The following is a 20,600-nucleotide window of genomic DNA, read 5'->3' as shown; positions in this document are numbered from 1 at the left end:
ATGAAAAAAGCATTATTCGCTTTGTTCATGATGGTCAGCATCGCAATGCTTGCAGCCTGCGGAAACTCACAGGACAGCGGATCTAAGTCAAAAGACGGCGATCTTTGGGCTTCTGTCAAGAAAAAAGGCGTACTGACCGTCGGCACAGAAGGAACGTACGAACCGTTTACCTTCCATGATAAAAAGAGTGACAAACTGACCGGATATGATGTTGAAGTGATTCAAGAAGTCGCGAAACGCCTCGGTCTGAAAGCTGACTTCAAAGAAACGCAATGGGACAGCATGTTTGCCGGATTAAACGCGAAACGGTTTGACGTCGTCGCCAACCAAGTCGGCAAAACAGGCCGTGAAAACCAATATGATTTTTCTGATAAATACACAACGTCAAATGCAGTCGTCGTGACGAAAAAAGACAGCACGATTGCGAAAGATGCTGATGTCAAAGGAAAAACAGCGGCTCAGTCATTAACAAGCAATTACAATAAATTAGCGAAAGAAGCCGGCGCGAAAATTGAAGGCGTTGAAGGCATGGCTCAATCCCTTCAGCTCATTCAGCAGGGCCGCGCTGATCTGACTTACAACGATAAGCTTGCCGTACTGAACTACTTAAAAACGTCCGGCAATAAAAACGTGAAAATCGCGTTTGAAGCAGGCCAGCCGCAGCAGACGTATTTCGCATTCCGAAAAGGAAGCGGCGAACTTGTGACCCACGTCAACAAAGCGTTAAAAGAAATGAAAGAGGACGGGACTCTTTCTAAAATAGCGAAAAAATGGTTCGGCGAAGATGTTTCTAAGTAACATGCCGGAGCCCGTGATTGCAACAGCCATTCCATGGGATTTGGTGCAGCAGTCATTCTGGCCGATTCTTTCCGGGGGAATCTATTACTCGATTCCCCTTACCATTCTTTCCTTTATTTTCGGAATGATCATCGCGCTGATTACGGCGCTCGCCAGAATGTCAAATATGAAACCATTGAGATGGGTGTTCAGCGTATACGTATCAGCGGTGCGCGGCACTCCTCTTCTCGTTCAATTGTTCATCATTTTTTATCTGTTCCCGACATTTAATATTACGCTGGACCCTTTCCCAAGCGCAGTCATCGCGTTTTCATTAAACGTGGGCGCCTACGCTTCTGAAATCATCCGGGCATCTATTTCATCCGTGCCGAAAGGGCAATGGGAAGCCGGTTATACGATCGGCATGACCTATCGCAAGACATTGTTCCGCGTGATCCTGCCGCAGGCATTTCGCGTGTCCATTCCGCCATTATCAAATACATTTATCAGCCTGATCAAGGATACATCTCTCGCGTCACAGATTCTCGTCGCGGAGCTGTTCAGAAAAGCGCAGGAAATCGGCGCGCAAAACCTTGATCAAATCTTGGTCATCTATATTGAAGCCGCCTTTATTTATTGGATCATCTGCTTCTTGCTGTCAATCGTACAGCACGTGATCGAACGGCGTCTCGACCGTTATGTGGCCAAATAAGGAGGTTTCGATATGCTTTCCGTCAAAGGATTAAATAAATCATTCGGACAGAATGAAATTTTAAAAAAGATAGATATGGAGATAGAAAAAGGGAAAGTCATCGCCATTCTGGGGCCGTCCGGTTCAGGAAAAACAACGCTTCTGCGCTGTCTGAACGCGCTTGAGATCCCCAATCGCGGCGAGCTGGCATTCTCCGATTTTTCAATAGATTTCTCCAAAAAAGTGAAGCAGGCTGATATTCTTCGCCTCCGCCGCAAATCAGGCATGGTCTTTCAGGCGTATCATCTGTTTCCTCACCGCACGGCGCTTGAAAACGTCATGGAAGGACCCATTCAAGTGCAAAAGCGCGACAAGGAGCAAGTCAGAAAAGAAGCGATGGAGCTTCTGGAAAAAGTCGGACTGAAAGACAAAATGGATTTATATCCGTTCCAGCTTTCCGGCGGTCAGCAGCAGCGGGTCGGCATCGCCCGCGCGCTTGCGATTCAGCCCGAGCTGATGCTGTTTGACGAACCGACGTCAGCGCTTGATCCGGAGCTGGTCGGCGAGGTGCTCAAAGTGATTAAGGATCTGGCGAACGAAGGCTGGACGATGGTCGTCGTCACCCATGAAATCAAATTCGCGCAGGAAGTGGCCGATGAAGTCATTTTCATTGACGGCGGCGTCATTGTGGAACAAGGACCGCCGTCCCACATTTTTTCCGCGCCGAAAGAAGAACGCACGCAGCGGTTTTTAAATCGTATACTGAATCCTTTGTAGGAGCGGGAGAAGAAGCGAAACACTGATTTCGCTTCTTCTTTTTTTTGGCGGTTATGCTACAATGACAATTAATGAAATTTTATGAAAGAAGGGACCTCTTTGAAGCGGGAATTCTTGATGCGCTGGACGTTTTATTTTGCCGGTCTGTTGATTTTGTCTTTCGGGGTATCGTTAACCATTAAAGGAAAAGCTCTCGGCATCAGCCCTTGGGATGCCTTTCATTATGGGCTTTTTCAGCATTTCGGGCTTTCTGTCGGACAATGGTCCATCGTGGTCGGCGCGGTCATCGTGGCTTTAACCTGCCTGTTCACGAGGACGCTCCCGAAAATCGGCGCTATCTTAAATATGGTGCTGATGGGAATGTTTATTGATTTCTTTTCGTTTCTGCTTCCTGAGGCGCACGCTTTTTCCTTAGCGGCCGTGTTTTTTTCGATCGGATTGCTGCTGATCGGCTGCGGCGTCGGTATTTACGTATCAGCAGGGCTCGGCGCGGGCCCCCGGGACTCTCTGATGATGCTGATATCTGAAAAAACGGGCTGGAACGTGCAATGGGTGCGGAACGGCATTGAGCTGACGATTCTTGCCGCAGCCTGGATGATGGGCGGACCGATCGGCGCCGGTACCATTATTACGGCTGTTTTGACGGGGCTGATTCTGCGTTTTTCTTTGCCGCAGTCCTCTAAACTGTTAACATACGCGATCTCCGGGCGGGCAACGTCCGTTCATTAAAAACAAAGCCGAAACGGTTTTGTTTTTTTTATTTTCGGACAGCTTTCGTCTGATATGATAGGATGGTTTTGACAATATTTTCAGACGGAGGATCTGGACATGAAGATTTACGGAGTATATATGGACCGCCCGCTTTCTGCAGAGGAAGAGGATCGGATGATGGCGGCCGTGTCCGCCGAAAAGCGGGAAAAATGCCGGCGCTTTTACCATAAGGAGGATGCTCACCGCACCTTGATCGGCGACATGCTGATCCGCGCCGCTGCGGCGAAGGCTTACGGACTTGATCCGGCCGGGATTTCATTCAGCGTCCAGGAATACGGAAAGCCGTACATCCCCGCGCTTCCGGACATGCACTTTAACATTTCCCACTCCGGGCGCTGGATCGTGTGCGCCGTTGATTCAAAACCGATCGGCATAGATATTGAAAAAATGAAGCCCGGCACAATTGATATCGCCAAACGGTTTTTTTCGCCGACGGAATACAGTGATCTGCAAGCGAAACACCCCGATCAGCAGACCGATTATTTTTACCACCTGTGGTCGATGAAAGAAAGCTTTATCAAGCAGGCCGGAAAAGGGCTTTCCCTGCCGCTTGATTCATTCAGCGTCCGCCTTAAAGACGACGGCCATGTGTCCATTGAGCTCCCGGACGGGCATGAACCTTGTTTCATCCGCACATATGAGGCGGACGAGGAGTATAAGCTGGCCGTTTGTGCGGCGCATCCCGATTTTTGTGACGGGATTGAGATGAAAACGTATGAAGAGCTGCTGTAAGCATAGAAAAAGGAGGGTGTCCCCCTCCTTTTTTGTCAGCCTGATATTTCCGCCTGTTTCTGCAGCTGCTTTGCTTCTTGATAAATTTCTTCGAACAGATCCGCGATGTGTTCTTCTTCAACACATGAAAATGCGATTCGCAAATCGGTTTCATTAATGGATATCGTTCCGATTCCTCTCTTTTCAAGCAACGACACTCTCAATTCGCCGGCGTTTATGTCTTTCAGCCGGACACACATGAAATAACCCGAGTTAAACGGATAAGGCGTCCATACGTCTTCATAATGCTTGTTTTCTGCAAGAACGGCTTTCACTTTGTCAGCCCGTTTTTTCATGATGTTATATTTCAGCGATTTTTCTTTCTCGTATTCCGGTGACTGCATCGCCCGAAGCATGAATGTTTGGGACGGGTGCGGGGCGCTTGAAATCGTTCCCCTGATAATCCCTTTTGTTTTTTCCTCGAGCACGCGCAGCGCTTTTTCGCTTTTTGTGCTGTACGTAATAAAACCGACGCGGAAGCCCCATGCGTAATTTTCCTTCGTCGCGCCGTCTATTTTCACGCAAAGCACCCGGTCGTGCACTTGGGCGAGTTTGCTGAAGATGGATTCCTGAATGGCCGTTTCATCGTAAAACAGATTGTAATACGCATCATCTACGAGCACGACAATCTCTTTGCCGGCCTCCGCCGCCTCCAGAATCACGCTGACGATTTCTGACGCCTCCTCTTCCCCCGGCGTATAGCCTGTCGGATTATTCGGGAAATTCAGCACGACAATCGCCTTTTCTTCCTGCTTTTTCAGCAGCTCGGACAGCCCCGCCGCATTAAAACGCCCATCCTGATGAAAAAGCGGGTACGTCTCAATGGATGCCTTGCGCCGGACACCGAAAATGAAATTGTAATTTCCCCAATATTTATCAGGCAGAAGCAGCGTATCCCCTTCATTGACGAACAAGTCGGCGGCAATGCTCAGCCCGTGTGTTAAAGCGTTTGTCACGATCGGCGTGCTGATGTCTTTGCCGGCTAATGAAGGATTTTCGAGACGCATTTTTTTCAGCCATTCCTGTCTGAGCGGCTCTTTTCCCTGCGGCGGAGCATAATCGTAGATATCATCGGGGTTATAGGCGGACAGTGTCTCTTGAATATGGGAAAAGTGCATGGACTCGCCTTGTGAGGTGGCAATCCCGATCGTGGCGTTATACTTTCCGGCCTTGGCTTTCGCTTCCGCCGATTGTGTCAGCACCCCTTTCGGATAAAACAACTCTCTGCCCAAATCAGAAAGCATATGAAGCACGTGCGGGTTTTCTTCAGATAATGTTCTGTTCAGCTCTTTTGCTGCATCATTCATGTACGACAATCCCTTCAAAATTATATTCCATCAAATCATAACATAAAATTTTTGATAAATGAGAAAACTCACGGGCAGATTTTGTTACAAAAAACAGACAGCGAATGCTGTCTGTCATATCCTATAACAATTGGCCTGCAGTGCTCCTGTTAATAATCTCATAAATTCGTTCCGCCACTTTTTCAGTTTCACTTAATATGAACATGTGGCCGTCCGAAAACTCATGAAATACGGGATTGCCGGCCCATTTTTTCCATCCGTCCGCATCTTTGATACATTTTTTATCCTTCCGCCCGTTAAAAATATGGACGGGTGATTGAATCATGTGAGAATCAGACGGACGGAAGCTTTCAAGCGCGCGGTAGTCGGATCTGAAAGAAGGCAGGAAAAATGACATGACCTCCTTATTCTCCACTAACTCCTGCGGCATTCCGCCAAGCTCGATAATATGGGCGAGAAATTTTTCATCATCAAGATGAGACACTTTTTTCCTTTCCACATGCGGCGGCTGAATGGCTGAGATGATCACGGCCTGCGGGTAAATGCCCTCCCGCTCCAGCTTTTGCGCCAGCCTGAAAGCGACCATGCCTCCCATACTGTGGCCGAACAGCACAAACGGGCGGTCAGGATGGAGATTCAACTCCTGCTTGTATAAACTGACAAGCTGTTCAAAATCCTCAACGGGGGACATTTGATTTGTTCCGTGTCCCGGCGGTTCCGCGGCAAGCATCTCACACTCACCTTGAAGATAGGTGTGGAGCGGGCGGAATGATGCGGAATAGCCTCCTGCGAACGGAAAACAGATAAGCTGCGTTTTTTCCGTGGTATCGAACGATTTAAAGAGCTGGACCATTGGCGGGCTTCCTCCTTTTCTATCGTGAAGTTGTCAGCTTCAGATGTTCCTTCCTTAGGAATTCGAGCAAATATGCCGCATTCCTTTCGAGACATTCTCCCTGAAGCATTTCTGCGTGCGTGCCGCAGCCTTTTTTCACACGGTATTCACCTGTCGTGGCTTCCTCCCACGCAGCGAGCCACGGCGGCATCGCAAAGTCCGGTTCTGACGTTAATAGATCTATATCCGCATTAACCGTGCCGGTGCTTACGGTATGCACGAAATAAGAATAAAACGCGTTTGTTTTTTTGGCGAGACCTTCTTTGACGGCTTCGTTATTCAGCGCTTCATTGTCCCGGTTTACCTTCATCAGCGCCTGGACATCACTTTCTACGGTGCGGCCTTCCAAGTCGCTGACGCCTTGTTTTTTATAGGAATCGACCATGATCAGCCGCTCCACTTCACGGCCCCCGGCTTCAAGCCGTTTGGCCGTTTCAAAGGCGAGCGTGCAGCCTGCCGAGTATCCGAACATCTTGACCGGTCCTTCCGGCTGGAGCTGATTGATCAGCTCTGTGTAGCGTTCGATGCGGTTGTCTTCCTCGATAAAATCAAACGCACAGATTTTATAGCCGGACAGCTGTTTTGCCAGCGGCTGGTACATCAGCCCGTAACCGAGAACCGGCGGGAACGCAAACAGTGTGTCAGACTGATTTTTATTCATGATGGTGAGATCTTTCATTCCTTTTTCTTCACCGTGAAGCAGATAACCGGCAATGTCTGCGATTGTCGTCGCTTCGAACAACAGCTGCACCGGGATATCAGCACCGAGCTCTTTTTTAATGCGCGACGCTGCCGTCATCGCTTTTAAGGAATGTCCTCCGAGCGCGAAGAAATCATCATGAATCCCAATCTGCTGTCTGCCGAGGATGTCGGACCAGATGCGCGCAATCGTTTCTTCCGTCGCGTTTCGAGGCCCGATCCATTCTTTCGCCGCCTGAGCCTGATCCGGTTTCGGCAGCTGCCGTTTATTGACCTTCCCGTTTGTCGTTAACGGAAGCTCCTCTAAGAAAGTAAAGGTTTGCGGCACCATGTAAGCAGGAAGCTGTTTTTTCAAGTGCCTCTTTACGTCATCAGCTGAAAGCGGCGTCCGGTTCACGAGGTAGGCATTGATTGATGCATCTCCGGACTCATGGCGGTCTGCAACAACGACCGCATCTTTCACACCCGGGTATTCCTGCAGCTGCTTTTCGATTTCTTCAAGCTCAATCCGGTGTCCGCGTATTTTGACCTGGTCGTCAATACGCCCGGCGTATTCAATTGTTCCATCCGGCAGCCAGCGTGCTAAATCCCCTGTGCGGTAAAGCGTTTCTCCCGGCTTGAACGGATTTGGGATAAACGTTTGCTTCGTCAGGTCATGACGGTTCAGATACCCTTTTGATACACCCATTCCGCTGATGCACAGTTCACCGACAGCCCCAAATGGCTGAAGCTGATTTTGCCCGTTCAGAATATAAACACTGGCATTGCTGATCGGCTTTCCGATCGGCAATGAGGAAATGGAATCCGGTATGTCGTGCACGACGTGAGCTGTCGCAAACACCGTGCCCTCAGTCGGCCCGTAGCAATTAATCAGCTTGCCAGGCCCCATGATCTCAAGCGCCTTTCTGACGTGAGGCACTGACGCGCGCTCACCCCCGAATAACACACAGCGAAGCCCCTTCAGCCACTCCTCTCCCGCATCGGTGAGAAGATTAAAAAGTGCGGTTGTCGCAAACATGACATTGACATTCTCCTGCCGGATCAGATCAGTGAGCCGTTCTGTATCAAGCAGTGTATGTTCATCTGCGATAATGAGCCGTGCCGCATTCAGTATTGATGCGTAGAAATCAAAGGTAAATGCGTCAAAGGCGTAATTGGAAACAGATAAGAACGTATCTTTTTCAGAAAATGCCATGTAATCTACATGCTTGACCAATCCTTGAATATTGGCATGAGTGGTGATATTGCCCTTCGGCTTTCCGGTTGTGCCGGACGTATACATAATATACGCAGGATCATCGGGATCAACTGCGGCTGCAGGATCGCTTGCCTGTTCCTCAAACCGTGCCCGATCATCGATGATAAGTGTTGTTCCTGTATACGGCAGCTGAGCCGCTTTTTCTTTCATCTCCTGATGTGTCAGCAGACAGGCTGCCGCACTGTCAGCCAGCATGTACGAGATTCGGTCTTCCGGCAGCTTCGGATCAACCGGCAGATAAGCCGCTCCTGCTTTTAATACGCCGAGAATGCCGATCACCAGTTCAAGCGAGCGCTTCGTGTACAACGCGACAACGGAGCCTTTGCCCGCACCTTGCTTTTGCAAACGGCGCGCAAGACGGTTCGCTTCCTCATCTAATTCACGATAGGAAAGAGTCTGGCCGGAATACGTAAGCGCCGGCGCATCAGGATTTACATTCACCGCTTCCTTGAACCAATCCGTCAGAGGCTTCGCCTGATGAGTCTGAGCCGGCGGGTTTAAGCCGGTAAGCAGAAGCTCTCTTTCCTTTTCATCAACAAGTCTGATCGTATTGACAGGCTGATCCGGCTTCTGGATGAGCTGCTGAATCGCTGTGAGAAGCTGAGATTTTAAGCGCAGGATAAACGCCTCATCAAACACATTCCCGTTATAGGCAAGCTTAATCAGCATCTCATCACCTGGAGAAGCCATCAGGTTGAGATCATAATTCGATTTCTCAAAAACGTGTACATCCTCCATATCAAAGCCGTTTTCACTGTTCTCTTCATTTTTTGCATCCTGAAGCGGATAATTTTCAAACACAATGATGTGGTCAATCAGCTTTGGCTGATCGGCCTGGCTTTGGATGTCATAGAGCGGCACATATTGATGCGGCTCAGACTGCAGCGATTGCTCCTGCAGCTGCTTGAGCAAGCCGTTAAATGTGGTATCCCCAGACAGCTTCACCCGCCTCGGAACAGCATTGATAAACAGCCCGACCATATGTTCAACGCCTTTGATTTCTGCGGGGCGCCCGGAAACGACTGTGCCGAAGATCAAATCGCCGGACTGCTGGTAGCGGCTGATTAATACACTCCAAACCGCCTGCAGCGCCGTACTCAAAGTGGTATGCTGCGATTTTGCAAGCTCGGTAAATGCTTTTGTTTCCTCCTCCGGCAGTGAGAAGAGCAGCTCTTTCGGATCGTAGCCGTCCTTTTGTTTCTTTCTTTGCTCCGCAAATGTCGTTTGTCCTTCAAAATCTTCTAAGTACCCGCGCCAGTAATGCAGTGATGCTTGTTTATCCTGCTTTTCAAGCCACTTGATATAGTCTTTATACGGTTTGACTGGCGGCAGGCTGTACGGCTTTTGTTCGCGCAGGGCATTGTATACCTTAAACAGATCCTGCACGACGATGCCGAAGCACCAGCCGTCCAAAATGATGTGGTGGTAGCTCCACACCCATTCAAAGCTTTCTTCCGCTTTTTTGAAAATGGCTGCCCGCATCGGAATATCCCGCGTCAAATCAAAGCCCTTGATCTTATCCTGTTCTTTGTATTCATTGATTTTGGCTGTTTGCTCGCTGTCCGTTACATGTGTCAGATCGATTTCTTCTATCTGAAACTGCCGTTTTTTCAATACGACTTGGACCGGCCTTTTTACTTTTTCGTGAATGAACACGGTACGAAATACATCGTACCGGTCCATGATCACATTCATGCTTTCTTCAAGGCATTTGATATTCAAGCTGCCTTTTACTTTCATTGTCATTTGTTCGATATAAAAGCTTTGGCCGGGATTCAGGAGAGTATGAAACAGCATTCCCTCCTGCATCGGCGACAAATAATACATGTCCTGAACCTGATCTTTGCTGAATTGGCTCATCTGCTCCGCTCCCCCCTTCTGTGATCTGTTTTTGTCACGTTAAATTCTCCTCAAGCATGTCAAAGATGTCTCCCATTTCATCCATTTCAAGATCCTGCGCGCTGAAATCGCTCGGCGTAAATTCTTTCTCTTCTTTGGCCGTGCAATGGCGGATGATCATTAAGAGATTGTCTTTAAACCGCTGCATCTGTGTTTCGACGGTGCTTCTTTCATATTCTTCCTGATTGTATGAGCAGGAAATGACGAAGCGGCCGCCTGTAACCATCCCGCTGAAGCTCAGTGCGTATAACGCCTCTGATTCTTCGCTGACTTGACGTCCCATATCATATGGAGACGGCTCAAACCATTCCGTTTTCACTTCATTGTCAAACTGCCCTAAGTAGTTAAAACTGATTTCAGGCGCGGCGCCTTGTTCTGTTTCATCGGATGACAGATACCGGAGAATCCCGTATCCTACACCTTTATCAGGAACGCGCCGCACCGTCTCTTTTACCGTTTTAATGACGGAAGAGACGCCGTCTTCCTTGCTGATTTGCAGAATCAAAGGATATTGGGCCGTAAACCAGCCGACCGTCCGTGAAATATTGACATTCGGTATGATTTCTTCCCGGCCGTGTCCTTCTAAGTTGATGCCGACTTTGCCGTTTTCCGTCCATTCACCGATCGTTAAGCCGAGCGCGCTGAGCAGAATGTCGTTGATTTCCGTTCCGTACGGATGATGAACATCTGTAAGCAGCTGTGCCGTTTCTTCCTCAGTTAATTCACATTTCACGGCCGCCGTATGTTTGACGAGCCGTTTGTTCGGATCATGGTCTTTCGGCAGCGGCCGGAGTTCTTCCGCATCTGCCTGAGCCCAATAATCCGCCTGCTTTTTCAGCTCTTCTGATTGCGCAAATGTGTTCAGCGCCCCCGCCCAATCTTTAAAGGAGTGGGTTTTTTGCGGGAGGACGATGCTGTTTTGCTGCTGCGCCTGTTTATAACCTGAAGCGAAATCCTCAAGCAGAATTCGCCATGAAACCCCGTCCACGACGAGATGGTGAACCGCGATTAACAGATGATCGCCTTGTTCTGTCCGGTATTGCTCCGCTTTTAACAGCGGGCCGTTCTCCAGATCAAGACTTCCCTGAAGATGATCGGCAAGCCGCTGAATCTGGCTTTTCAGCATATCCTCGTCAGTTCCGTACAGATCAACGATGTCAAAGCTTGCCTTGCATTCTGTGACAGGGAGGTATGTCTGAATGATGCCTTCCCTTTCTTCACGGTACACCATGCGGAGCGCATCATGGTGTTCAATCAATGCTTGCAGGGTTTTTTCCACCAGGTCCGGATCAAAGCCGTCTTTTGCATGAAGCATGACGGATTGATTCCAGTGGTGTTTGTCCGTGAAGTTTTTCTCAAAGAACCAGCGCTGGATCGGCGTTAAGTCCGCTTCACCTTCGACAGGGCCCTGGTCGGCCTGCTTTCCTTCCGTCCGCTCCACATAAGAGACGAGTTCTTCGATGGTCGGGTGCTGGAAGAGGTCTTTCATCTCCAATTTATACCCGTGCTGGTTCAGGCGGCTCGCCATTTGGATGCCTTTGATCGAGTCGCCGCCGAGCGTGAAGAAATTATCGCTTACGCCGATCTGGTCAAGACCGAGCACTTCCTGCCAAATGTCGGAAAGCAGCGTCTCCATCTCCGTTTCCGGCGCTTTGTACGCGGCGCTTCCCGCTTCAATGTCAGGCGCCGGCAAGGCTTTTTTGTCAATCTTGCCGTTTGCGGTGACCGGAAGCTCGTCCATCTCCACCCAGAACGCCGGCACCATGTAGTCAGGCAGCGTGTCTTTCAGCGCGGCTTTGAGCGCTTCAATATCGTCCTGCTGAGGCGCGACATAGGCGCAAAGCGCGGTATTGCCCGCTTTGTCTTCCACCGCCGTCACCGCTGCGTCATGAACGTCCGCAAGCTGGGCGAGGCGGACTTCGATTTCTGAAAGCTCGATCCGGTAGCCCCGCACTTTGACCTGCTGGTCGATACGCCCGATGTATTCGATGCCGCACTGCGCGTTCCATTTGACGAGGTCGCCGGTCCGGTACATGCGCTCGCCGGGCACGAACGGATCGGCGGTAAACCGCTTCGCCGTTTCTTCTTCACGGTTCAGGTATCCGCGCGCAAGTCCGCGGCCTGCCACGCATAATTCACCGGCAATGCCTTCCGGCTGCACCTGATCGCCGTCGCCGAGAATATAAGCTCTCGTATTGGCAATCGCCCGTCCGATCGAAAGCGACCCTTCCTCCGGATTGATGACGCCGCTTGTCGCGACGACGGTGTTTTCCGTCGGGCCGTAGTTGTTGACGATCGTGTACGGCTGTTTCACCGCCCGCTTTAGCTTATCGCCGCCGACGAGAAGCATGCGGAGAGAGGTATTTTCCAGCTCCATAAATTGTTCGGCGAGCTGCGTAGGCAGGAAGGTGATGGTCACGCCGTGCTCTTCGAAATAGTGATTTAAGCGGGTGATATCCAGCCGGATCGCTTCGTCAATGACGTGAAGTTCCGCGCCGATGGTCCATGTCGGGAACATCTCCCAGATGGAGGCGTCAAAACCGAAGCCCGCGTATTTGGCGCTTTTATCATCCGCCGTCATGGCGAATGCGTCGTGATGCCAGAAGCACAGGTTCACCAGCGCATGGTGTTCGACCATGACACCTTTCGGCTGTCCGGTCGTTCCTGACGTGTAAATCATATAAGCGAGATGATCCGCCGTTGTTTCCGTCTGCGGGTTCGCTTCATCATTTTCATCAAGCGGCAGGCTCAGAATGGAGCGTCCGCCGTCAAGCAGGATCGTTTCTCCTTTGTAGCTGTCCGGCACGCCCAGCGCTTCCTGTGTGAGAAGAAGCTTCGCGCCGCTGTCCTGCAGAATGTAGCTGATCCGCTCTTCCGGGTAGTCGGGGTCAATCGGCACAAATGCCGCGCCCGCTTTCAGGACGCCGAGTACGCCCGCGGCCATTTCCAAGGACGGTTTCGTCAGGATGCCGACACGCTCGTCAGCCGTGACGCCGCAGTCCATGAGAATGCGCGCGATCCGGTTCGCCCTTGCGTTCAGCTCGCCGTACGTCCATTTTGCGCCGTTGTATGCCGCGGCCGGCCGGTTCGCGTGGCGGGCGGCCGTTTCTTCAAAGAGACGGTGAACCGTTTTGTCCCGCGGCACAGAAATTGTTTTTCCTTTCCATGCGTCAAGGAGGGCTTGTTTTTCAGCATCGCTGATCAGTGAAAGCTCAGGCAGCTTTCTGTCCGGACTTTCTGCCACTTGCTTCAGAATCCGCAGGAACCCGGCGCTCCACTTTTCAATTGTTTCTTTTTTAAACAAATCAGTCGCATATTCAAACTGAAGGCCGAGGCCTTCTTGATCCGTAAACCCGCCGAGTGTCAGATCGAATTTCGCCGTGCCTTGGTTCGACTCATACGGAGTGATGCGCAGGTTCTCCAGTTCCAGTGTTTCTTTATCCGGATCTTCTGTCGTCACCATCACCTGGAACAACGGATTTCGGCTCATATCTCTCGGCAGGTCAAGCTTTCCGATCAGATCCTCAAACGGATAATCCTGATGCGCCAGCGCGTCGAGATTGGTTTGTTTCACCTGTTCGAGCAGCCCGGCGAAGGTTTGCTCTTTGCGCGTTTCATTGCGAAGCGCAAGCGTATTGACAAACATCCCCGGCATTTCCTGAACTTCGGCGCTCGTTCTTCCGGCGGTCACCGAACCGATAATGATATCGCGCTGTCCCGTGATTTTGCTCAAAAAGACATGGAACGCGGCGTGAAGCACCATATGAAGAGTCGCTCCTGATGATTCCATTAATTCACGCACCGCTTTTTCCGTTTCACGCCCCGCTCTGAAACGGACGGATTGTCCTTTAAAACTTTGAACCGGCGGACGGGGGAAATCGGTCGGCAGATTCAATTCAGGAAGCTCGCCGGAAAATGCGGAGAGCCAATAACGCTCATGGTCTTTCATCCGTTCGGCCTGCTCAGGTTCATTCTGCCAGACGGCGAAGTCTTTATAGTGCAGGTTCGGCGACGGCAGGCTTCCGCCTTTGTAAAGATGAGCGAGCTCTTTGACCAGCATGCTTCTGGACACGCCGTCGGCAATAATATGATGCATATCCAGCAGCAGCAGGTGTTTCTTTTCATTCAGTCTGACAAGAGCGGCTCGAATGAGCGGAGCCGCGCTCAGATCAAACGGCTTAATGAATGCCTGAATGATGAGATCCGCTTTCTCCTCGTCCGCTGCTTCAAAGATGTGCAGGTCGATGTCAGCCTGTTCTGCGATCTGCTGCATCGGGCGGCCGTTTTGATCGATAAAGGACGTCCGCAAAGACTCGTGGCGATTGATCATCTGATTGAGCGCTTCCTGAAGCCTTGAAATATTGACTTCTCCTTCCATCAGAAGAACGGACGGCATATTATAACTGATTGTCTCCCGGTCAAGCTGGTTCAGGACGTACATCCGTTTTTGGGCGGATGATAACGGGTACGCGTCTGCACTGTCGGCCGGCGTGATCATCCGATACCCCTCAGATACCGCTGATTTTTCGATATATGCGGCAAACAGGCGGACAGTCGGCTGTTCGAACAGCGCTTTTAACGGAACCGTTTTGTCCAGTTCAGCCTGAATATTGGCGAGGAGCATCATGCCTTTTAAAGAGTGCCCGCCATAATCGAAGAAATTATCGTCGATGCCGAGCGTATCCGTACCGAGTGTCTGTTTCCAAATGCGGCACAGCTTTTCCTCCAATTCCGTTTCCGGCAAGGCTGAAGCTGTTTGCGCCGTTTGGCTGACGCCCGGTTTCGGGAGGGCGTTTTTATCGGTTTTTCCGTTTGCTGTGAGCGGAATGCGGTCTACCTGCACGAAATAAGCCGGGAGCATATGAGACGGCAGTGTTTCGGAAAGCCGTTTGCGAAGCTCAGAGCCTTTCAGCTCACTGTCGGCTTTATAGTACGCGCACAGTTCCGGCAGCCCGCCTTCGCTGACTGCGAGAACGACCGCCTCCTGAATGCCGTTTACGCTTAACAGCACGGTTTCAACCTCTTTTAATTCAATGCGGTAGCCCCGGATTTTCACCTGATCATCCGCACGGCCGATAAATTCAATCGTCCCGTCAGGAAGCCTGCGGACGACATCTCCCGTTTTGTACATGAGGCTGTCCGGTGAAAAAGGATTTGAGAGAAATTTCTCCGCCGTCAGCTGCGGACGGTGAAGATATCCTCTGGCAAGCCCCTTTCCGGTAATATAAAGCTCGCCGCTTGCGCCCGGAGGCACGAGCTGCATTGCTCCGTCCAATACAAGCGCGCCGGTATTCGCGATCGGGCGGCCGATGACGGGACGCTGCTCATATTGATCAAGGCGCTCCATATTGATCCGTCCGGCAATGGCGCCGATCGTCGTTTCCGTCGGCCCGTAGTGATTGATGAAGTCGGTATGGGCGTATACGTCATGAAACTTGCGGACATCGGACGTGATGATCTTTTCTCCGCCGAGCACCACTAAACGAAGCGGGCTGAAACGGCGTTCTGACGTAAAACGGGCTGTATTGACGATCATATGGAACAATGACGGCGTCAATTTCATATACGTAATGCCGTTTTTCTGTATATACTCACCAAGCTGATCAGGCGCGGTGTACGTCTCTTTCGGCACAATGTGCAGCTCTCCGCCCGCCTGAAGAATCGGGAATATAGCCGTATAGCCGAGATCAAATGCGTAAGAAGACAGCAGCACAGATTTGTCAGCTTCAGTCAAACCGGCTTCACGGCTGAACCATGTGACATAATTGATTAGATTGCGGTGCTCCAGCTGGACGCCTTTCGGTTTGCCCGTTGTTCCCGAAGTATAAATGATATAGGCAAGCTGGTCGGCGCCGGGATTCGTTTCAAGCCGGCCGGCGCTTTCGTTCTGCCATTCTCCGTCTTCCATTACGACCGTTTTTCCTTTATAAACGGCGGCCGCGGTCATGTTTCTCTCATTGACGACCAGAAGCTTCGTTCCGCTGTCTTCGAGAGAGTAGCGGATTCTCTCTTCAGGAGTCTCCGGATCAATCGGGAGAAATGCCGCTCCGGCTTTCATGACGCCGAGAATCGCGGTAATCAAGTCGGCCGAACGATCCATCATAATGGCCACGATGTCCTCACTGCCCGTTCCGCAAGACTGAAGGTGGCGGGCAAACCGGTTCGAGCGTTCATCAAGCTCACGATATGTCAGACTTATTCCGCCCGCAACCGCCGTGAGATCAGGCGTTTTTTGCGCTTGCCGTTCAAACACCGAAACAAAAGTGCCCTCAGGCAGATCCGCTTCCGTACGTTTTTCATCAGAAAGGAGCGCTTCCCGTTCAGGAGCGGACAGCAGGCTTGCGTCGGCCAGCTGAATATCCGGATTTTCAGCGCAGGCTTTAATCAGGTTGACAAAATGAGCGCTCCAGCGGCGGATGGTTTCGTCCGCAAATAAGGCTTTCGCGTAATCAAAGCTCAATCCGACCTCTTCTCCGCGCTCAGCCGCTTCTAAGGAAAGATCAAATTTAGCGACATGATGATGCATGGAGTATGAAGAAATCTCCAAATCTCCGAGCCGCAGGGCCGGGATCTCCATGTTCTGCATATTAAATAACACGCTGAACAGCGGACTCCGGCTTGTGTCCCTCGTTAACGGCAGTTTTTCAATTAATTCTTCAAGCGGATAGCTTTGATGCTCAAAAGCTTGAAGGCTCGCTGTTTTCACCTCATCCAGAAATTGTTTGAACGTTTTTTTGCCGGCAGGATGCGACCGAAGCGCAACTGTGTTGACAAACATGCCCGGCACGTCTTGGAGATCAGGATGCTGTCTTCCGGCCGCCGGAGACCCGACTACGATGTCTTCCTGCCCCGAATATTTGGACAGCAGCACTTGAAAAGCGGCTAACAAGAACATGTACATCGTCGTATCCGTATCAGCCAGCAGCTTCTTAATCTGCGCCGTCACCTGTTTATCAAGCCCGAAGATGACGCGTTCCCCTTCAAAACTGCGCTCGGCAGGACGCGGGAAATCAAGCGGCAGATCCAGCACCGGCAGATCGCCTTTGAACGTATCTAGCCAGTAGGCTTCGTGCTGATCGAGATTTGCTTTTTCACGCTGCCAGACTGAAAAATCCTTATAATGAATCTTTGGCAGCGCAAGCTCCGTGCCTTGATAAAGCTTCGCAAGATCACCGATGAAAATGCCCATTGAGCTTCCGTCCGTAATAATGTGGTGCATGTCAATCAGCAGAAGATGCCGGTCTTCTTCAAGCCGGATCAGCTTCGAACGGACAAGCGGCGCCCGGTTGAGCGCAAACGGTCTGATAAAGGCTTTTGTCAGCTCTTCTGCATCTTCTTCCCGGCCCTCGGCGGTTTCAAGCTCAAACGACACATTTTTATGAATGGTCTGCACGACTTCTCCATCTGCCATGTCAAACGACGTACGCAGTGTCTCATGACGGTTGATTAATGCCTGCATGGCCTCCTCAAGACGCTTTTTGTCTACTGATCCTTCCAGCAGAAGTACAGCAGGGACGTTGTAGCTCGTGCTGGCCTGTCCGAGCTGATTAAGGATATACATCCTGCGCTGTGCTGAGGAAACAGGATAATGCTTCTGATAAGGCGCTTGTCGGATCGGTTCAAACTGCTGCTCCTCCTCGCTCTCATGCTGCAAATAATGCGCAAGCTCCTGAATGGTCGGCTTTTCAAATAACACTTTAATCGGCACTTCTTTTTGAAAGTGCTCCTGAATTTTAGCGGTCATCATCATGGCTTTTAAAGAATGTCCGCCAATCGTGAAGAAATTGTCAGTCACACCCGCTTTTACACCGAGAATGCCTTCCCAAATGTCCGCGAGTTTCTGCTCCGCTTCCGTTTTCGGCGCTACGTATTCTTTTGGAACGGCTTCAGCCTGAGGCTCAGGCAGCGCTTTTTTATCAATCTTTCCGTTCGCCGTCAGCGGAAACTGATTCATCTGGATGAAGTGCGCCGGAATCATGTATTCCGGAAGTGATTCCGAAAGCGTTTTGCGCAGGTCTTCCGGCGAAAGGGCTTGGTCTGCGGTAAAGTAAGCGCAGATTTCATTTTCATCCGCTTTATTTTTCCGGATCACAGCCGCAGATTCCGTCACATTCTCCGCCTGGCTGATTTTCGCCTCGATTTCGCCGAGCTCGATTCTGAAACCGCGGACCTTTACTTGGTTGTCAATTCTGCCGAGAAACTCGATCGTGCCGTCCGGAAGCCACTTCGCCAAGTCCCCCGTCCGGTATATCATTTCATCCGGTCTGAACGGATCGCGTACAAACTGCTTCTCCGTTAATTCAGGCAGATTCACATAGCCTCTTGCCACTCCGCTTCCGCCGACGCACAGCTCACCGGGCGCGCCGATCGGCTGGAGGTTGCGGTTTTCATCCATAATGTACGCAGTGGAATTTCCGATCGGCTTCCCGATCGGGATCGAGCCGTCGTAGTCCTGATCAATGAGAAAACTCGTCGAAAACGTCGTATTCTCCGTCGGCCCGTAGCCGTTCCAAAGCGACAGCTCCGGTGATGCCTTCCTCACTTTGCTGACGATATGCGGCACAAGCGCATCACCGCCGATGATGAGGTGCCGGAGCGTGTTAAACATGCCGGCATCCTTTTGGGCAAGCTGATTAAACAGCGGAGACGTCAGCCACATGGTCGTGATCCGCTGCTCTTTCAGAAATTGGGCGAATTGTCCGGCGTCAAGCAGCGTCTCTTTTTTCACCGGGTGCAATGACGCTCCGTTCAGCAATGCGCCGAAGACTTCGAAGGTTCCGGCATCAAAGCTGACGGCTCCCGTTTGCGCCATCCGGTCTTCTTCATGAACCGGCACGTAATTCGAATGTTTGACGAGCCTGATGATATTTCTGTGTTCAATCATGACGCCTTTCGGTTTGCCGGTCGATCCGGATGTATACATGATATACGCCAAGTCGTTGCCGCCGGCCGGAAGATTCAAGTCTGTTCCGCTTACCGTTTCATCCGCGCTTTCATCCAGCATGACGACCGGGACTTGCAATGCGCCCGCTTGTTCTTGATATGCCTGAACCGTCAGCACGAGCCGAATCGAGCTGTCTTCCGCCATAAAGCGGAGACGGTCCTCCGGAAAAGCCGGATCAATCGGCACATATGCGCCGCCTGCTTTTAGGACGGCAAGCATTCCTATAACGGTTTCCGCAGACCGGTCGTTCATAATAGCGGCGGTCCGGCCTTTTTCCAGCCCGCTCTTCACAAGGCGTCTCGCCAGGCGGTTGGCCGCTTCGTTCACTTCACGGTAGGTCCATTCGCGTCCCGCTTCTTTTATTGCGCTGCTTGCAGGCGTCCGGTTTGCCTGTGCTTCAAACAAACGGTGAACGGCCTCCTCTTCCGGAAGCGCCGTTTTCGTATCATTGAATACCTCAACAATCTGCCGCTCTTCTTTGCCTGAAACAAGGCCGAGTTCCCGCACAGGCGCGTCAGGCGTTCCGACCGCGGCTTTCATCATGCGGGTCAGATGGTGCGCCGTTCGTTCGATGGCATCATGGGCGAAAGCCGCTCCGTTGTATTTGATTTTGACAGTCCACGTTTTTCCCGGATACACGATAAGATTGAAATCAAAGCTCGTCTGCTCAAAAGCATGTTCAACTTTAATGGAAAAGCCCAGTCTTTCCTCCATGCCCCCGTTTTCCAGCTCTTTGTCCAGCGGATAGTTTTCAAACGCGACCAAATGATTTAAGAGGCTGCCGTCCAGGGCGGAGCGCTTTTGAATGTCATAGAGCGGCACATAATCATAGCGCTCGGCTTCCACGGCGTTTTTCTGAACTGCCGCCATCACGTCCGAAAAGGCTGCATCTTTGTCAATCTTGATTCTGACGGGAATCGTATTGATGAACAGCCCCGCCATCGTTTCAATGCCGTTGATTTCTGAAGGACGGCCTGATACGACGGTGCCGAACACCACATCGTCTGTATAGTTGTATTTGCTGAGCACCGCACCCCAAACGGCCTGAAACAGGTTAGGCCCCGTGACTTGATGCCGGTTGGCGGTCTGCTGAATCTGCGCGACCAGCTCTTCATCCCAGACAAAAGAATATTCTTCATTTTGGTAGTCTTTCTTTTCTGCTGCCAGACGGCCCGGGAGCAGGCTCGGCTGTTCGAAATCCGCCAGGCGGCTGCTCCAATATTGTTCCGCCTCCTCATAATCCCGGCCTCCGAGCCATTTGATATAGTCAGAGTAAGGTTTGCCCTGGCTTCCCCCGGCGGGCCGGCCGGCACGAAGCGCTTCATAGTTGTGAAACAGGCTTTTCATCAAAACGCCCATACTCCAGCCGTCCATGACGATATGATGATTGCTCCAGACGAGATACAGCTCCTTCTCACTGAGTCTGAACACCGCCGCTTTAAAGAGAATATCCTTCGCCAGATGAAAGCCCTGCTGCTGCACGCTGCGTTTATAGCGTTCAATATATTCGGTTTGGCGCGCTTCATCTAATTGACTGATATCTTCATAGTGCACCTTCGTCTTCCGCTCCGCCAATACGACTTGGCGCGGTTTTTGAAGCTGCTGGTGCACGAATACCGTACGCAGGATGTCATATGTCCGGATCAGCTCATTGACGCTTTTTTCAAAAAGCTCCAGCTGAAAGCTTCCGTGGATCCTAAGCTCTAATTGTGTGAAGTAGGAGGAAGAATGCGGATCAAGCAGCGCATGATACAGCATTCCCTCCTGCATCGGTGTGAGTGCATACACCTTTTGAATTGATTTTTTGCTCATAT

9 protein-coding genes are annotated in these 20,600 nt (G+C 51.0%); 5 read left to right on the top strand and 4 right to left on the bottom strand.

Translation table 11 applies throughout. The features are described from left to right. The 5 genes from tcyA to J6600_RS01800 all read left to right on the top strand — a co-directional run bounded on the left by tcyA (position 1) and on the right by J6600_RS01800 (position 3,748). On the top strand, positions 1-798 hold the full coding sequence (gene tcyA, locus J6600_RS01820; protein WP_209387874.1) for a cystine ABC transporter substrate-binding lipoprotein TcyA: 798 nt from the start codon (positions 1-3) through the stop codon (positions 796-798). After that, a complete protein-coding gene (locus tag J6600_RS01815) occupies positions 785-1,489 on the top strand; it encodes an amino acid ABC transporter permease (protein WP_003156375.1) in 705 nt (234 codons plus the stop codon). Before tcyA ends, J6600_RS01815 begins: the two co-directional genes overlap by 14 nt. 12 nt (positions 1,490-1,501) lie before the next feature. Next, the gene (gene tcyC, locus J6600_RS01810) at positions 1,502-2,245 is read left to right on the top strand and encodes a cystine ABC transporter ATP-binding protein TcyC (protein WP_209387873.1); all 744 of its coding nucleotides are present in this window, start codon (positions 1,502-1,504) and stop codon (positions 2,243-2,245) included. 117 nt (positions 2,246-2,362) lie between these two features. Beyond that, on the top strand, positions 2,363-2,974 hold the full coding sequence (locus J6600_RS01805) for a YczE/YyaS/YitT family protein (protein WP_014416881.1): 612 nt from the start codon (positions 2,363-2,365) through the stop codon (positions 2,972-2,974). A 99-nt stretch (positions 2,975-3,073) separates the two neighbouring features. Continuing rightward, positions 3,074-3,748, top strand: coding sequence for a 4'-phosphopantetheinyl transferase family protein (locus J6600_RS01800; RefSeq protein ID WP_209387872.1), 675 nt, complete (start codon positions 3,074-3,076; stop codon positions 3,746-3,748). Positions 3,749-3,783: 35 nt separating this feature from the next. Here J6600_RS01800 and J6600_RS01795 read toward each other — a convergent pair whose 3' ends face one another. The 4 genes from J6600_RS01795 to srfAB form a co-directional block, all read right to left on the bottom strand. Then, positions 3,784-5,094, bottom strand: a complete 1,311-nt coding sequence (locus tag J6600_RS01795; protein ID WP_209387871.1) for an aminotransferase class I/II-fold pyridoxal phosphate-dependent enzyme — start codon at positions 5,092-5,094, stop codon at positions 3,784-3,786. A 121-nt stretch (positions 5,095-5,215) separates the two neighbouring features. Beyond that, positions 5,216-5,947: a surfactin biosynthesis thioesterase SrfAD gene (gene srfAD / locus J6600_RS01790; protein ID WP_103527162.1), complete on the bottom strand. Its 732-nt coding sequence runs from the start codon at positions 5,945-5,947 to the stop codon at positions 5,216-5,218. Positions 5,948-5,966: 19 nt separating this feature from the next. Continuing rightward, the gene (gene srfAC / locus J6600_RS01785) at positions 5,967-9,803 is read right to left on the bottom strand and encodes a surfactin non-ribosomal peptide synthetase SrfAC (protein WP_209387870.1); all 3,837 of its coding nucleotides are present in this window, start codon (positions 9,801-9,803) and stop codon (positions 5,967-5,969) included. Between the two features lie 34 nt (positions 9,804-9,837). Beyond that, positions 9,838-20,598 carry a surfactin non-ribosomal peptide synthetase SrfAB gene (srfAB, locus tag J6600_RS19475; RefSeq protein WP_209387869.1) on the bottom strand — a complete coding sequence of 3,587 codons (10,761 nt, stop codon included), beginning with the start codon at positions 20,596-20,598 and terminating at the stop codon, positions 9,838-9,840. Between the last annotated feature and the right edge of the window lie 2 nt (positions 20,599-20,600).

The organism is Bacillus sp. LJBV19 (assembly GCF_017797845.1).
GTDB lineage: Bacteria > Bacillota > Bacilli > Bacillales > Bacillaceae > Bacillus > Bacillus velezensis.
This window is presented reverse-complemented; position numbering and strand designations above follow the sequence as displayed.

Excerpts from the sequence above, each read along its gene's own strand:
- srfAC (WP_209387870.1), bottom strand. The coding sequence starts at position 9,803 with ATGAGCCAATTCAGCAAAGATCAGGTTCAGGACATGTATTATTTGTCG.
- J6600_RS01805 (WP_014416881.1), top strand. The coding sequence starts at position 2,363 with ATGCGCTGGACGTTTTATTTTGCCGGTCTGTTGATTTTGTCTTTCGGG.
- srfAD (WP_103527162.1), bottom strand. The coding sequence starts at position 5,947 with ATGGTCCAGCTCTTTAAATCGTTCGATACCACGGAAAAAACGCAGCTT.
- tcyA (WP_209387874.1), top strand. The coding sequence starts at position 1 with ATGAAAAAAGCATTATTCGCTTTGTTCATGATGGTCAGCATCGCAATG.
- srfAB (WP_209387869.1), bottom strand. The coding sequence starts at position 20,598 with ATGAGCAAAAAATCAATTCAAAAGGTGTATGCACTCACACCGATGCAG.
- J6600_RS01795 (WP_209387871.1), bottom strand. The coding sequence starts at position 5,094 with ATGAATGATGCAGCAAAAGAGCTGAACAGAACATTATCTGAAGAAAAC.
- J6600_RS01815 (WP_003156375.1), top strand. The coding sequence starts at position 785 with ATGTTTCTAAGTAACATGCCGGAGCCCGTGATTGCAACAGCCATTCCA.
- tcyC (WP_209387873.1), top strand. The coding sequence starts at position 1,502 with ATGCTTTCCGTCAAAGGATTAAATAAATCATTCGGACAGAATGAAATT.
- J6600_RS01800 (WP_209387872.1), top strand. The coding sequence starts at position 3,074 with ATGAAGATTTACGGAGTATATATGGACCGCCCGCTTTCTGCAGAGGAA.